This is a genomic window from Brevibacillus laterosporus LMG 15441 (assembly GCF_000219535.2).
Classification (GTDB): Bacteria; Bacillota; Bacilli; order Brevibacillales; family Brevibacillaceae; genus Brevibacillus_B; species Brevibacillus_B halotolerans.
The window spans coordinates 1,054,456-1,069,653 of record NZ_CP007806.1 but is presented as its reverse complement, the minus strand read 5'-3'; the positions used below and the strand labels follow the sequence as shown (position 1 = coordinate 1,069,653).

The window sequence follows — 15,198 nt, the reverse complement described above, 5'->3', positions numbered from 1 at the left end:
CCTTTTTTCATGACATTGGTCCATTATCATTTCTGTACTATGACAGGCTTTCCACCTTAATTGGTTCAAACAACTTTGTTCTGGTTTCTTGATCCTGTAATACTTTTTGCCACGGGTCTTGGACTTGGGCAAGAGCTAATTCGATACGAGCAAATAGCTGCTGACGGTTCTCTACATCCTCGACCACATTTTGATGGATCATTTCTAATCCCATTCGCTCGACCCATTCAGAAGTACGTTCTAAATACTTGCCTGTTTCACGATAGTATTGGATGACTGCTCCGCAAATCTCAATTAATTCTTCATCGTTTTTTACTTTGCACAATAAATCAGCGACACGTGCTTTAATACCGCCATTACCGCCAACATAGATTTCCCATCCGCCATCGTTACCGACAATCCCGATATCCTTTGTGCAGGACTCGGCACAGTTACGCGGACAACCGTTTACCGCCATTTTAAATTTAGCCGGCATATCGAGACGCTCGAATTTTTTCTCCAAAGCAATACCCATCCCAATCGAATCAACAGTCCCAAATCGACAGAAACGAGAACCAACGCAGGTTTTCACTGTACGCAAGGCTTTGGCATAAGCATAACCAGACGGCATATCAAGCTCTGCCCAGACTTTTGGTAAGTCCTCCTTCTGTACACCCACTAGGTCGATTCGCTGTCCACCTGTCATTTTGACCATTTTCACATCATATTTCACAGCAACATCAGCAATCTTTTTCAAATCCTCCGCTGTCGTTACTCCGCCGTACATACGTGGTACTACCGTATAGGTACCGTCTTTATTAATGTTAGCGTTCAAACGTTCATTCACAAAGCGAGAAGCTTTTTCGTCCTGATACGTTGTCGGATGAATCATCCCTAAGTAATAGTTCAATGCAGGACGGCATTTTGAGCAGCCTTCTGGGTTTTTCCATGCTAATACATACATTACTTCTTTAATCGTAGTAAGACCCATCTCTTGTATCTGAGCTACGATTTCATCACGGCTTAACGTAGTACATCCACAAATCCCCTGTTTATTCGCATTGATATCAAAATGATCTCCCAGCACATACTGCAACACTTGTTCCACCATTGGCTTACATCCCCCGCAGGACCGTGCTGCACCTGTGCAGGATTTTATTTCATCTACCGTTGAGCAGCCTTGTTCCTTTATCGCTGTCACGATACTGCCTTTTGTGACACCGTTACAGCCGCAGATGATCTCTTCATCAGACATCTCGGCTACTAAAGCTGCTTGATTTCCTCCACCACAACAAGCTCCGCCGCCCATTATGGAAGCGTACACCTCGTCCGTCATTTCTGTCTGGGTGTTGACCAGCTTTTGTAAGCGAGCAGACTCACTAACATCGCCGAATAGGATTCCTCCGACAATTTTGTTGTCTCGAATCAGAATCTTCTTATAGATTTTCTTCCAATCATCCTGCATACGTACGATGGTCATATCCGCTTGATCCTGAAATTCGCCCGCTGAAAATACGTCAACTCCAGAAATTTTTAATTTAGTAGATACAACGGAGCCTTCATAGCCCTTCGTCTCTATTTCACATAAATGCTTGGCTAATATAGCACCCTGTTCAAATAAAGGAGCTACCAAACCGTAGCAAAGTCCGCGATGCTGGGTACATTCCCCAACCGCATACACATCTGGTGCAGATGTTTGTAGCAGGTCATTTACAACGATCCCTCGTGCTACCTCCATATTACTTGCTTTGGCCACGCTGGTATTCGGTACGATTCCCACTGCCATTACAACAAAATCGACCTCCAATACGCTTCCATCTGCAAAACGCAGTCCCGTGACACGCTCATCCCCAAGTAGCTCTACCGTTTGTTTTTCCATTGCAAATCGGATTCCCTGACGCTCTAGTTCTTCTTTTAGCATGTTTGCTGCTATGTCATCCAGTTGCCGTTCCATCAAAACATTGCCTAAATGCACGACCGTTGCTTCCATTCCCAAATGAACCAAGCCCTTAGCTGCTTCCAAGCCCAACAGACCGCCACCAATCACGGCAGCTTTTTTACAGGTCTTAGCAGCTTCCATCATCTGATTGCAATCCTGAATGTCTCTAAAGCCAATTACTCCTTGTTTATCCACACCAGGTATAGGTAAAACAAATGGTTGAGAGCCAGTAGCGATAATGGCTTTATCGTAAGAAAATACCGATCCATTATCCGTGTACACCTTTTTCGCTTCGGTATCAATGTGAGTCACTGCTGTACCTGTTTGTAGATCAATCTGATTATCTTTATACCAGCTATGGTCATTTAACACGATGTCATCAATCGTTTTACTACCTTCCAGCACATACGAAAGCATAATGCGATTGTAGTTGGGATGCGGTTCGTTTCCTATGATTGTGATATGATACATCTCTTTGTTGTGCTTTAAGATTTGTTCAATAACATTGACGCCAGCCATACCATTTCCAATTAATACGAGACGTTGCTGCTTCATAGACAATCCTCCCAAAATCTTCTATAATTGTTTGTGAAATAATGCACAAAAAGAACTCTACGTGATTCTACATTCGTTGCATAATCTATTTTTACTTCATGTAAAGCACTGATATACCAAGGATTTTACTGCTTCTTTTATCTGTGTACAGACCGAGTATAGTATAGAAAAAGACCAGCAGATGTGTGGAAAATCACAGGTAAAATGACAATTTGTCTAGCTAATTATATAAAGCCGATCGTCCCAGATAAAGACGGTCGGCTTTCCTCTATAACAAGATGTTCAATTCCTTTAAAGCATGGCTAATACCGCCCTCATCTACGTGCTTCGTCACGTAGTTTGCATGTGGAAATACGTCAGGATGCGCATTCCCCATCGCTACTCCCATTCCTACAAATTGAATCATCTCAATGTCATTCTTGCCATCACCAAAGGCTATCGCTTCTGATCGATCTACTGTAAGGTGCTGTAGCAAGGCTTCAATGCCTTTTGCCTTAGAGCCATCCTTTGGCATCACATCCAAGGACACATCATGCCAACGGAAAAAGCGCACGTTTTGAAGCGTATCGTCTTGCTCGTAGACCCCTTCTTCCCCTTCAGCACAATGAAGCCAGCATTGGTAAATCGGCTTGTTGCGGAATACCTCTGCATCCATGCCGGGTGGGTCAAATAGAATAGAAGAAACAGCACGATTCACCATCTCATTTCCCTCATGTGTCGCATAAAAGGAGTCGTCACTCAAATACACAAGTGCATGATTACGTGCCATCACAAGCTGGTACAGTTTCTCAATACTATGAACATCAATAGGAGTAGAATAGACCACTTCCCCTTTGTGCTCTACATAAGCGCCATTAAAGCACACCAGTGTCTCAATTTCTAAATCCTCTGCGAGCTTTCGAACATGAAACGGTGAACGCCCTGTAGCAATAACCGTATGAATCCCGCTATCCCGAAGCTGACGGAGTGCTTTTCGAGTATCCTCTGGAATCTGCTTCTGCTCATTTAACAACGTGCCATCCATATCAAAAAAGATAACCTTATAGGGCATGCGCTTCTCTCCTTTTTTCTGACTTACTGTTCATTATAAACGAAATATTCCTACTACATAAGTGAGGTTCTTTGCATGAACCCTTGGCAAGCTGTCATGTTTCTCCCTATTTGTAACATATAGTCTACAGATGGGGTGATCTAGATGGCTATTCGCATGAGACGCCGGCGCATTCGGACGTCAAAAAAGAAAATTTTTTTTATTGCCTTCATTGTCTTTCTTGCAATCATCATCCAGAGTATCGTCTTTCTAGAGCAAAAAATTAAACCTACTTTATTAGTGATCGCCAAGCAGAAATCTGAACAAATTGCCAAAGAGGCCATCGCAGACGCGGTGACCAAAAAGATCGCTCAAATTGATATGAATACAGCCGAAGTTCTAGACATTGAGAAGGATAGCGATAATAAAATACGGGCTATTAATTTTAATTTTCAAGGATATTCAAAAATCATGGGGGAAGCCAATCAACGCATTAAAAACAGATTAAAAGAGTTTGAAAGTGAAAAAATTGAAGCTCGCGTACCTCTTGGATTAGCCTCAGGAAGCTCCTTTTTGTCCGATACGGGGCCTAAATTACCGATCACCTTCAGCCCTGTTGGTTCTGCAAAAACATGGCTTGACCCTAAGCTATCCGAAGCTGGGATTAACATGGTTATGGTAACGATCTATCTGCAAGTAGAAGTTCGCTTACAAGTGATCATACCTTTTGCAACTGATCAAACCATTGTCACAACCTCCATTCCCATTACCAACTCTCTTGTCGTGGGAGAAGTACCAGACTATCTGTACAACAATCCGCTAGGCAAGCCAGAGGTTCCTAGAATGCAGGTCGAGCCACCAGCTAAATAATACAGAAGGAATCCTCCTTTATTGGGAGGATTCTTTTACTTTCAGGACGATATCTCGCCATTTTGTAGCATGCGTTAGCACCAGCTTTGGTAGGATACATGTATCATTTGCTACCTCTGTGACCAACCGTTCCATTTCCACTACGGCCAAATCACGCTCCCACTCACTAATCGTGTTGTTTTGGAACGCTTCCTCCAGTTCATCCTCATCCAAAACTTCAGTACTCCCAGAAGGCATCATCGCTAAATCTAGATACAGATCATCATACCAAGGAACACCATTTTCCCCTATAGCATGCCTAAGAACGATATCAAAATAGAAGTAGACTACCTTACCAGTCTGATCTATCATCGCAGTCATAACATAATGCCGCCCCGCAGGAAAGCATTGTATCCAGACGTATCCATCATCCGCGATACAAATGTCTTGTCCGTTACACGTTACCCAGTATGGTTCCTCCATTTTTGTGAGGACGAGACCAGTAATGCTGCCGTCAAAGTACTCTCCACGTTGGGCCAATGGTATAAAGTGCTTGTCTATCACTGTTGTCCACCCTGTCACATCTGCATATTTCCGTTTCATGAATACGTCTCCTTTATCATCTGTAGCATCATCGTCTCTTCTCATTGTAACAGATGGAAGTTTAGTTGGAATTTTAAGACTTATGGTACAATTCTTCATCATAAAATTTCGTCAACATAACTTCACAGATTAAACACAATGCTTAAAACACTTGGTATGAAAGCGCTTTAGAAGTACATCGTACATGTACGGGATGGCACTATACGTAATTTGTGATTTTTTTCACTTAAGCTTTTATGAATGGTTATTACAATCATGGTGAACGACCACGAGTATGCTTGCAATCATGCATTTCTGCTTTAGATTTTTTCCTACTCTCCCTTCTCATTACTATACATATATCCAAGGAGGTTTTCGTCTTGAAGGGTTTATCAAGGATTTTTCTGCTTTTCTTAAGTATGGCAATCATAGTAGCTATGGCTGGATGTAGCGGTCAAGGCACCACCCCTGCAAAAGGTGATTCTGTGAAAGCTACCGGTCAAGCTGATGGTAAACATGGCCCAATCAAGGTTGAGGTAACAGTAACAAACAACGAGCTTTCAGACATTAAAGTCCTCGAACAAAAAGAAAATGAAGTATTATCCGAGCCCGTATACAAGAAATTGCGAGACCAAATCATTGCAAAAAATAGCACAGAGGTAGATGCAATAAGTGGTTCTACTCTTACAAGTCAAGGCTATATCAATGCTGTAAAGGACGCCGTGGGTAAAGCTGGACTAACCTTAACTGCTAAAGGTTCAGATACATTGGCAACAGTCAAAGAGGAGGCTGTTCAAAATTACGATGTAGTCGTCATTGGCGCAGGTGGTGCAGGCTTCGCGGCTGCTATGGAGGCGAAAAAAGCAGGGGCCTCTGTAGTCCTGCTGGAAAAAATGCCATCCATCGGTGGTAACACATTGATTTCCGGCGCAGAAATGAATGCTGCTAACAACTGGGTACAAGCAAAAAAAGGCATAAAAGATAGCAAGGAATCCCACTACCAAGACACCTTAAAAGGCGGAGATAACGTGGGGGATCCTGCTATGGTGCGTGTGTTGACAGATAATGCAACAAGCGCAGCAGAATGGCTGAGAGATGAAATAAAGGTGGAGTTTTTACCAGATCACCTATTCCAATTCGGCGGTCACTCTGTGCCTCGTGCCCTCATCCCTAAAGGTCACACTGGTGCAGAAGTAGTCACAAAACTAAAAGCAAAAGCGGATCAGCTGCAAATTCCTGTAAAAACGGAAACAAAAGCGGAAGAGTTATTGAAAAATAGCGAAGGCCGTGTCGTTGGCGTTAAAGCAAAAACGGCTGCTGGTCAAGAAATTACCTTTAACGCAAATAAGGGTGTTATTGTTGCAACTGGTGGATTCGGTTCCAACGTAGAAATGCGTAAGAAATACAACCCAGTTTTAGATGAAAGCTACATGTCTACCGATACTCCTGGTACAACTGGTGACGGTATCGTGATGAGCGAAAAAATCGGGGCAGCTATCACAAATATGGAGAGTATTCAAACATACCCAATCTGTAATCCTAAGACAGGTGTTATTTCTCTGGTAGCGGATACGCGTTTTGATGGAGCTCTTTTAGTGAACCAAAGTGGTAAACGCTTTGTAGAGGAATTAGAGCGCCGCGATGTGATTTCGAAAGCGATTCTTGCTCAGGAGGGTAAATATGCCTATCAGGTCTGGAATCAAGCTGTAGGTGATATTGGTAAAACAGTAGACGTGCATAAAGATGAATATGACATGCTTGTAAAAGAAGGCTTATTAGTGAAAGCTGATACGTTGGAAGAGGCAGCAAAGCATTTTAACATCCCAATAACAGAGCTTCAAAAAACAATTGACCGTGTCAATGGATTTGCTAAGAATGGTAAAGATCTAGATTTTCATCATCGTGGAAAATTAATCGAAATGACACAAGGCCCTTGGTATATTGAAAAAGCGGTTCCTTCCGTGCACCATACCATGGGGGGATTAGTCATTGACCCTGAGACTCACGTACTGGATACCAATGGAAAAGCAATTGCTGGTCTTTACGCAGCAGGAGAAGTAACCGGCGTGATTCACGGGAAAAACCGTCTAGGTGGTAACGCAATCGCAGACATTTTCGTGTTTGGTCGCATTGCCGGACAGAACGCGGCTGCACAAAAATAATGCAGATTGATTCGCGAATAACATGAGAAACTACAGCTACCGGAGAATTTTCGGTAGCTTTTTTATACCTTATGAGCCTCTAGTAGAAACTTTTCTACAGAATTAGCTTTATGCTTGTATGCTTGATTTCTGTGAGGTTTTCCATCCCATGTGTGGATAATTACTTTCATAAGAACGCTTTTGACAGGTGTATTGCATCTGTAAAAACTCTTCCTGCTGTTGCTTTGTCCAGCCCCATTCAGCTACTCTTGCTCACGTGTACTAGCATATATCTGAAATAAAAATCCATCATCTGCCTCACTTGTTACATTGCGAGTAAAAATCATGATATCCACCTCCCGTACACAATAATGCCTTCATGAGCAATTCTTCGACGGCTATCTCATAGAAAAAAGTTTATCCGCATATAATTGATAACGATTTTCATTGACATTATATTCTGATTTTTTTACAATCAAAATGCCAATATGTAATATTTTTCTAGAGAGGGGTCTCTGTCATGTCTTGTTTATTACAGAGCCGCCGAGCCAAAGTCTGGGCATTATTGACCGGTATCTTGTTGCTGTTAGTCTCTATGCTGATGAGTATCTTGTTCGGCTATCATATGTTTACCTTCCACATGTTGCTCGATATGCTATACCAATTTGATGGTTCAAAGGAACATCTCCTTCTTAGAGATGTTCGATTACCCGCAGCTTTTATTGCAGCCAGTGTAGGGGCTAGTCTAGCCATTGCTGGCGTTTTAATGCAAAATCTAACCAAAAATCCGTTAGCCTCACCTTCTTTATTCGGTATTAATGCTGGTGCAGTACTGTTTATCGTGCTCACTCTATTTTTCTTTGACTCGGATTTAACCCTTACACAGATGGTCTGGATCGCTTTTGTTGGAGCTGGTGTGACTGCCGTTCTGGTACTGATTCTAGGTACGATGGGCAAGGATGGTTTTTTACCTATCAAAGTAACATTAGCAGGAGCGGCTGTTTCAGTATTTGCTTCCTCATTTACCTCAGGAATTATGCTCATAAATAATGAATCGTTAAATCAAGCCTTATTTTGGCTAGTAGGCTCTGTCACTGGACGAAAAATGGAGCATCTTACCACGGTCTTACCTTATATGGTGATCGGTTGGATTATTGCTCTGTGTCTGTCTCACGCGCTCAATTTAATGGCAATGGGTGATGATATGGCAAAAGGCTTGGGCTTACATACTGCTTTTGCTAAGCTTCTCATCATTCTGGTTGTCATTTTATTAGCAGGTGGCTCTGTTTCCTTAGCTGGTCCAATTGCTTTTGTGGGACTGATTGTCCCTCATATCTGCCGCTATATTGTTGGAGTTGATCATAAATGGCTGATTCCATTTAGCGGACTAATCGGGGCTATTTTATTGGTTTCAGCCGATACTGCCTCTCGATTCTTATTGATGCCAAAAGAGGTTCCCGTTGGCGTAGCCACAGCATTATTAGGCGTCCCATTCCTTATTTATATCGCTAGAAGGAGTAGCTATGAGTAAACCATCTCTTGTGCCTAAATTTATAACCATTCGGAGTAACAAACCAGCCCTCTCCGCTCAGCTTTCTATTCGTGATTTACTTGTATTAGTTATCCTATTTTTGGTACTGATTGTCTGCACACTACTAAGCATTGCCTTTGGCACGACTCGAATTCCTATACCAGATATCCTAGCCACATTTGTAGGTGGAGATGTAACCAATCGAATCGTCATTTTGGAATTGCGAATGCCAAGAACATTAATGGCTATTTTGATTGGTGCCGCTCTAGGCGTGGCCGGTGCTATTACGCAAGGAGTCTTCCGCAACCCTCTCGCCTCACCCGATTTATTAGGTGTGACAGGAGGAGGCTCAGTGGCAGCCGTAGCCTTTATGACATTTAGCAATGGACAAGCTAGCATCCATTGGCTACCGCTTCTTGCTATTGGCGGCGCCTTTGCAACAGCCTTCATCAACTATTCGTTTGCTTGGAGAGGTGGCGTTTCGCCTTATCGACTTGTATTGATCGGTATTGGAATTTCTACGGCCATGTCCGCTTTAACCACTTTTTTATTAATAAGTGGCCCAGCACATTTAGCTTCTCAGATTCTTGGCTGGTTGACTGGTACCATTTACGGCACATCCATGAAACATGTCATAGCTATTTTGCCCTGGATCATCTTTTTTGTACCACTCGCTTGGCTACTAGCTCGTAGATTGAACGTGCTAACGCTAGGTGATGGAATCGCAACCGGATTGGGTAATCCTGTGCAGATAACCCGTTTTTTGCTCATTCTTATCAGTGTAGCACTCGCTGGGGCCGCTGTAGGTCTAGCCGGAAATATATCATTTATTGGACTTACTGCACCTCATATTGCTCGGCGCTTAGTCAGTTCGCTTTATGGAGTGTTAATACCAGCCTCTGCTCTATTAGGTGCCATTATTTTGGTGCTAGCTGATCTTGCAGGCAGAATGCTATTCTCTCCTGCCGATATACCTGCTGGAGTCTTTACCGCAATCATTGGGGCACCATTCTTTCTCTATCTACTCTATCGCGGACATGGAAAAAAGTAAGTATATACAATTTATTCTGGAAATTATGTTGACATGTACCATTTATTGTATATAAAATATATTTGATAATGATTATTGTTATCATTTAATCATTTCCAAATTTAAAACAATGAAGGGGAGAATCAATTCATGGTCCAAAAAAAATGGTTTCAGATTCCCGCATTGATGCTACTTTGCATGGTGTTTTCTCTTCTTGTAGCCGGTTGCGGCGGCACAACCAACACTGCAACATCAGCTCCTGCAAAAGCAGAATCAGCAACAGCATCAGGTGATTCTTACACCATAGAACACGCGATGGGCAAAACAGAGATAAAAGGGACCCCGCAACGAGTCGTTATTTTAACCAATGAAGGCACAGAAGCACTTTTAGAACTTGGAGTAAAACCAGTAGGTGCTGTTAATTCAGGTGTTGGCGATGGCTGGTATCCACATATTAAAAGCGAAATGGATGGAGTAACCGAGCTAGGCTATGAATCTCAGCCAAACATTGAGCTAATTGCATCCTTAAAGCCTGATTTAATCATTGGAAACAAGGGCCGTCAGGAGAAAATCTACGATCAATTGAAAAGCATTGCACCTACTGTATTCTCTGACGATTTAGCAGGTCAATGGAAAGAAAACTTCAAGTTATACGCAAAAGCTTTACATAAAGAAGAAGAGGGTAAAAGATCCATGGCTGCTTATGATAAGCACGTGGAAGAGATTAAAGCAAAACTGGGCGACAAAGCTAATATAAAAGTATCCATTGTACGTTTCTTGCCAAATGCAGTACGTATTTATCAAAAAGACACGTTCGCTGGCGTAATGCTCAAGGATTTAGGTGTTGCCCGTCCGGCATCGCAAGATAAAGATAACTTTATGGAAGTCGTTACGAAAGAACGTATTAATGATTTAGACGGCGATGTCATGTTCTTCTTTAACGCAGATTATGATGAGAAAAAAGGCGGAACCAAGAACCAACAAGAATGGATGAACGATCCACTCTTCCAAAGCCTTAATGTAGCGAAGAAAAATACAGCTTTCCAAGTAAACGAAATTATTTGGAACACGTCTGGTGGTATCAAAGCTGCTAATAAAATGCTAGATGAGTTTTTAGGCTTCGTTGAAAAATTGTAGGTTCCATGCATAAGTAAGCATTTAAAAAGCAAGGAACATATTAAAACTGGGTGAATCCCTGTAGCTCCTAACTAGGAGGACAGTGGAGACACCTTTTTTATTTATGAAGCTATCCGTCATCAAACCGTATAACCGTATATATGACAACCTTACATGGGGTTTTACTGCATCCCGGTTTTCTGATAAGTGGAGCCTATCTAGGAGTATATAAGCAGTCTGGGCACCTTGTCGATTCACATTAAAAAAGGGACTTCCACGCGAGCCTGCATGTTTTACCTATAAAATACAAATACTTCCTATTGACTGCCAGAAAGCTAGGTATCTGACTACTCTTTGGTTTATTACTGCGATACAAGGGGTTAATTATGTCCACTTTTTTTCAGCGCGCAAAACAGATACGACAGAAGCATTTGTCTGCCAAAAACAATTCAAAAGAAAGTGCTCCCTTTTCATCGGATTTATCGCTATCTCTTTGTCAATTACAAGATGTTTTTGGAAAAAGCTTCGATGTCTCCACACGCGAAATCTACCTGAATCAAATACAAAAAAAAGCGGCGATTCTCTATGTAGAGGGAATTATTGATAAACAACAATGGAAGGAGTTTTTATCCCCTTTTACCTCTAATCTAAAAAAGGTAAAGGACCAATCTGCTCAGACAAATGCAGAAGCGACGACAGCTCCTTCCATCGAGCAACTCGTTACTACACTTGCCGTTTGTCGGAAAGTAAAAACGTATGCACGGCCCTCTGATTGTATAGAGGATATTCTTCGTGGATATACGGCACTATTAATCGACTCATATGATTGTGCTTTTCTACTGGATACAGCCTATTTTCCCTCACGTTCCATGGAAGAACCGGTCACAGAATCAGTTATTCGGGGACCTAGGATTGGCTTTGTAGAAACCATCGCTGATAACGTTGCCCTATTGCGCCATCGTATACGAAATCCTAAATTAACCTTCCTTTCCCAAGAAATTGGGGAGGTTGCTCCTAAAAAGGTAGTAATCTCTTATATAGAAGGAATTGCAAACCCTGCTTTAGTAGATGAGGTAATACGTCGCGTGAGCAACACTATGATTGATGATCTACAAGAATCCAGCTATATCGAGCATTTGATTGAGGATGATCCTTGGTCGCCGTTTCCATTGATTCAAAGCACGGAACGACCCGATCGTGTGGAGGCTGCTTTATTAGAAGGAAGAGTATCCATTTTAATCGATGGAACACCTTTTACCTTAATTGTTCCCGTTACCTATCCCATGCTGCTGCAATCTCCTGATGACTACTATCAGCTTTGGTATATCGGGTCGATCCTGCGATTTTTACGATTTATTTGTGTGCTAATCTCGTTGTTTCTTCCCTCTCTCTATGTATCACTGGTCTCTTATCATCAAGGGCTGATTCCTATGCGGCTCGCTTTTACGATTGCTGGAACACGAGAAGGTGTACCTTTTCCAACTATCATTGAAGCATTAATCATGGAAATTACTATCGAAATTCTGCGTGAAGCGGGCTTACGCCTCCCTAAACCTTTAGGGCAAACGATTGGAATTGTTGGTGGTTTAGTTATCGGACAATCGGCTGTAGAAGCAGGGATTGTAAGTCCGATTATGGTCGTGGTGGTGGCTCTTACTGCTATCTCATCATTTACTATTCCTCAATATGAAGCAGGGGTTGTCATTCGTTTTTTACGTTTTGGAATGATGCTATCTGCTGCCTTTCTAGGTTTGTATGGGGTCATTTTGTTCTTTATTATTATTACCTCTCATTTGGTAAAGCTCAAGTGCTTCGGTGTCGATTATCTAGCACCTTTAACACCGATCATGACCAAGGATTGGAAAGATTTTATTTTGCGCCTGCCTCAAAAATTGTTAGTGAGGCGCCCTCAAATTTTTCAACCGCTTGATACGAAAAGAATAAAGAAAAAACCTCGGGACAATTCTACAAGGAACTAAACAAAGGAGGTACGAGAAAGAATGTCACTTAATTTCCAGCCTAAATTCTCTGGTCTTGATGTGTCCTCTTTTATTGCATCTATGGTCATTGGAGTATCTATTCTGACTCTACCACGTGTTGCTGTTGAAGCGGTAGGAACAGCGGATGTCTGGATTGATGCACTGGCTGGGGGAATTTTAGCAATGATAGCTGGCTATTTTTGCGCCAAATTAAGCCAACAGTACCCCTCGTATCACTTTTATAGAATAACGCAAATTATCGCAGGAAAATGGGTAAGCTCACTGATAATCCTAATCTACTCCGTCTTTTATTTTTTCTTATGCGTCTATGAAGCGCGGGTACAAGCTGAGGTTATTCGTCATTTTTTATTAGATCAAACGCCTATTCATGTGACGATCATCTGTTTTTTACTGGCAGGGTTATATTTAGTACTCGGAGGTGCACACCCTATTGTGCGTCTGTTCCTTCTCTTTTTTCCTGTCACGATCCTTATTTTATTTTCTATAACCTTCCTTAATTATCAAAGCTTCCATATTGATAATTTATTGCCAGTTCTGCATCACGGCTGGATGCCTTTGCTCCAAGGCTTGCCAGCCACTTCCCCCTCCTACATGGGTTTCGAGGCCATTATGTTTTTGACCTATATGATGAAATCTCCAGGGGATTCCTCGAAAAGTGTAGTGATTGGTCTTGGCTTTGCCACCCTGATCTATACTACAATTACCCTGATGGTAGTAGGAACCCTGACTGCACATGAGGTGAAAACGCTGACTTGGCCCACGATGGAGTTCGTCAAGCAGATCGAATTTCCCGGGGCCTTCTTTGAACACTATGAATTGTTTTTTATGGTCATCTGGGTATTTAGTATTTTTACTACTTTTGTCTTTTGCTTTTATTTGGTAAGTCTAGGTTTAAGTCTGCTTGTACCGATACGGCTACCTTTGCTACAAGTATTGTTGACCCCGCTTATGTATGCATTCGCCATGGTACCGCAAAATTTAGACCAAGCATTTTCTATAGGCACCCAGCTTGGCTACGCTTCAGTAATAACATCCGGTGTCATTCCGATTTTATTGTTAACCCTGTCAAAATGGAGGAAACCTGCCAATGCCCAACAAGAAAAACAAACATAATTGGGTGGCATGTGTGCTCACACTCTCTCTAACCCTATTGATATCGGGGTGTTGGGATCGCCAGGAAATTGAAGATTTGGGTATGGTCATTGGAATTGGAATTGATTCTCCCCAGAAGGAAAACCATTCTGAATCACAGCAAAATCAAGAGGAGGACGAAGCTGGTTCATCTGACGCTGGCTCTGAATCCTCACAGCAGAAAGATGATTCTAGCCCAGAAACAAAAGTCAAACAAAAAGTCTCCGTTCTCTTAACTCATCAAAATGTGTTGCCTAAGGTTCTGGTTGGCACTGCTAAAGTAACTGGTACCCAGAAGCAAGCCTATTATAATATTTCAGGTGAAGGGAACTCGTTCTTTGAAATAATCCGTAATTTTGCTACCAAAAGCTCCCGCCCCCCGTTTTTTCTGCATGTCAAAACGATGGTGATTGGGGAAGCTATCGCTAAAAAATTAAGCCTGAACAAAATGCTAGAGTACTTTTTGCGCGACACAGAATTACGCAGAACTGTACTAGTTGTGGTAGCCAAAGGTCGAGCTATTGACATACTGAATAAAAAACCACTTAATGAAGCGCTTCCTGCAATCGAAATCCTTAGTATTATAGATAATGTTAGAAAGAGCTTAGATATCGCCACCCCTGCTTCACTTGGGCATATTTCAGAGAATATGACAATGAAAAATAGCTTTATGATTCCTCGCATAGAGCCATTAAACAAGACCATAAAGATATCAGGGGCTGCTCTTATTAAAGGTGACACAGGAAAAATGATCGGATGGTTAGGCGATAAAGAGGTACGCGGTGCCAATCTGCTCATTGGAAGTGGAAAATCGAAATGGGAAAAGCACGCAGGTCTGATTAAAACGAGTATGCCTCCAAATAACAACATGATTATCTATGAAATTCGTACCGTGTCAAGTAAGATAACGCCCAAAGTCCAAAATGGAAAAGTCTCATTTTCTGTACAGATAAATCTGAATGGACGGATTGGCGAGGATTGGTCTCAAACGGAAAATAGCTTTAAAGACAGCTATCTTCAAAAGGCTGGAGAAGCTTTTGAGAAAAAAATCAAGGAATTAACGAGAAACACGCTTAACAAGCTCCAAAAAAAATGGAAAATAGATGTTTTGGGATTTCACAAGGCCCTATCTGTTCACTATCCAGATGTGTGGGAAAAAATGAAACAGAATTGGGATGATGAATTCAGCAAAATTCCTATTGATGTTCAAGTAAAAGTGCATGTTAGAGAATTCGGTTTAAAAGGCTCAAAACATTAATAGCCTAGACTACATGATAAAAAACAAAACCCACAGGGTCACGTGGTCAAGCCCCCG

General features: G+C 42.0%; 11 protein-coding genes. 8 read left to right on the top strand and 3 right to left on the bottom strand.

The annotated features are described in order from the left end of the window. Positions 1–37: 37 nt before the first annotated feature. Both nirB and BRLA_RS05040 read right to left on the bottom strand, forming a co-directional pair. Positions 38–2,473: a nitrite reductase large subunit NirB gene (gene nirB, locus BRLA_RS05045; protein WP_003335104.1), complete on the bottom strand. Its 2,436-nt coding sequence runs from the start codon at positions 2,471–2,473 to the stop codon at positions 38–40. Between the two features lie 268 nt (positions 2,474–2,741). Then, on the bottom strand, positions 2,742–3,524 hold the full coding sequence (locus BRLA_RS05040) for a Cof-type HAD-IIB family hydrolase (protein WP_003335105.1): 783 nt from the start codon (positions 3,522–3,524) through the stop codon (positions 2,742–2,744). Between the two features lie 144 nt (positions 3,525–3,668). On the opposite strand from BRLA_RS05040, the gene yunB reads away from it, so the two are divergent. Continuing rightward, positions 3,669–4,373, top strand: coding sequence for a sporulation protein YunB (gene yunB / locus BRLA_RS05035; protein ID WP_003335106.1), 705 nt, complete (start codon positions 3,669–3,671; stop codon positions 4,371–4,373). Between the two features lie 18 nt (positions 4,374–4,391). On the opposite strand, the gene BRLA_RS05030 is transcribed toward yunB, so the two are convergent. Next, the gene (locus BRLA_RS05030) at positions 4,392–4,955 is read right to left on the bottom strand and encodes a DUF402 domain-containing protein (RefSeq protein WP_003335107.1); all 564 of its coding nucleotides are present in this window, start codon (positions 4,953–4,955) and stop codon (positions 4,392–4,394) included. A 359-nt stretch (positions 4,956–5,314) separates the two neighbouring features. Here BRLA_RS05030 and BRLA_RS05025 point away from each other — a divergent pair, with 359 nt between their 5' ends. The 7 genes from BRLA_RS05025 to BRLA_RS04995 all read left to right on the top strand — a co-directional run bounded on the left by BRLA_RS05025 (position 5,315) and on the right by BRLA_RS04995 (position 15,141). Further along, a complete protein-coding gene (locus tag BRLA_RS05025; protein WP_003335109.1) occupies positions 5,315–7,096 on the top strand; it encodes a flavocytochrome c in 1,782 nt (593 codons plus the stop codon). Positions 7,097–7,595: 499 nt separating this feature from the next. Next, positions 7,596–8,606, top strand: coding sequence for a FecCD family ABC transporter permease (locus BRLA_RS05020; protein ID WP_003335110.1), 1,011 nt, complete (start codon positions 7,596–7,598; stop codon positions 8,604–8,606). Beyond that, positions 8,599–9,657, top strand: a complete 1,059-nt coding sequence (locus BRLA_RS05015) for a FecCD family ABC transporter permease (protein WP_003335111.1) — start codon at positions 8,599–8,601, stop codon at positions 9,655–9,657. The genes BRLA_RS05020 and BRLA_RS05015 overlap by 8 nt, the downstream gene beginning before the upstream one ends. A gap of 129 nt (positions 9,658–9,786) precedes the next feature. Next, positions 9,787–10,773, top strand: coding sequence for an ABC transporter substrate-binding protein (locus BRLA_RS05010; RefSeq protein ID WP_051876105.1), 987 nt, complete (start codon positions 9,787–9,789; stop codon positions 10,771–10,773). A gap of 365 nt (positions 10,774–11,138) precedes the next feature. After that, positions 11,139–12,731 (top strand): spore germination protein, encoded by a 1,593-nt coding sequence (locus BRLA_RS05005; protein WP_003335113.1) that lies wholly within the window; start codon positions 11,139–11,141, stop codon positions 12,729–12,731. Positions 12,732–12,752: 21 nt separating this feature from the next. Continuing rightward, positions 12,753–13,865 (top strand): GerAB/ArcD/ProY family transporter, encoded by a 1,113-nt coding sequence (locus BRLA_RS05000; protein ID WP_003335114.1) that lies wholly within the window; start codon positions 12,753–12,755, stop codon positions 13,863–13,865. Continuing rightward, on the top strand, positions 13,840–15,141 hold the full coding sequence (locus BRLA_RS04995; RefSeq protein WP_003335115.1) for a Ger(x)C family spore germination protein: 1,302 nt from the start codon (positions 13,840–13,842) through the stop codon (positions 15,139–15,141). Before BRLA_RS05000 ends, BRLA_RS04995 begins: the two co-directional genes overlap by 26 nt. Positions 15,142–15,198 lie beyond the last annotated feature (57 nt).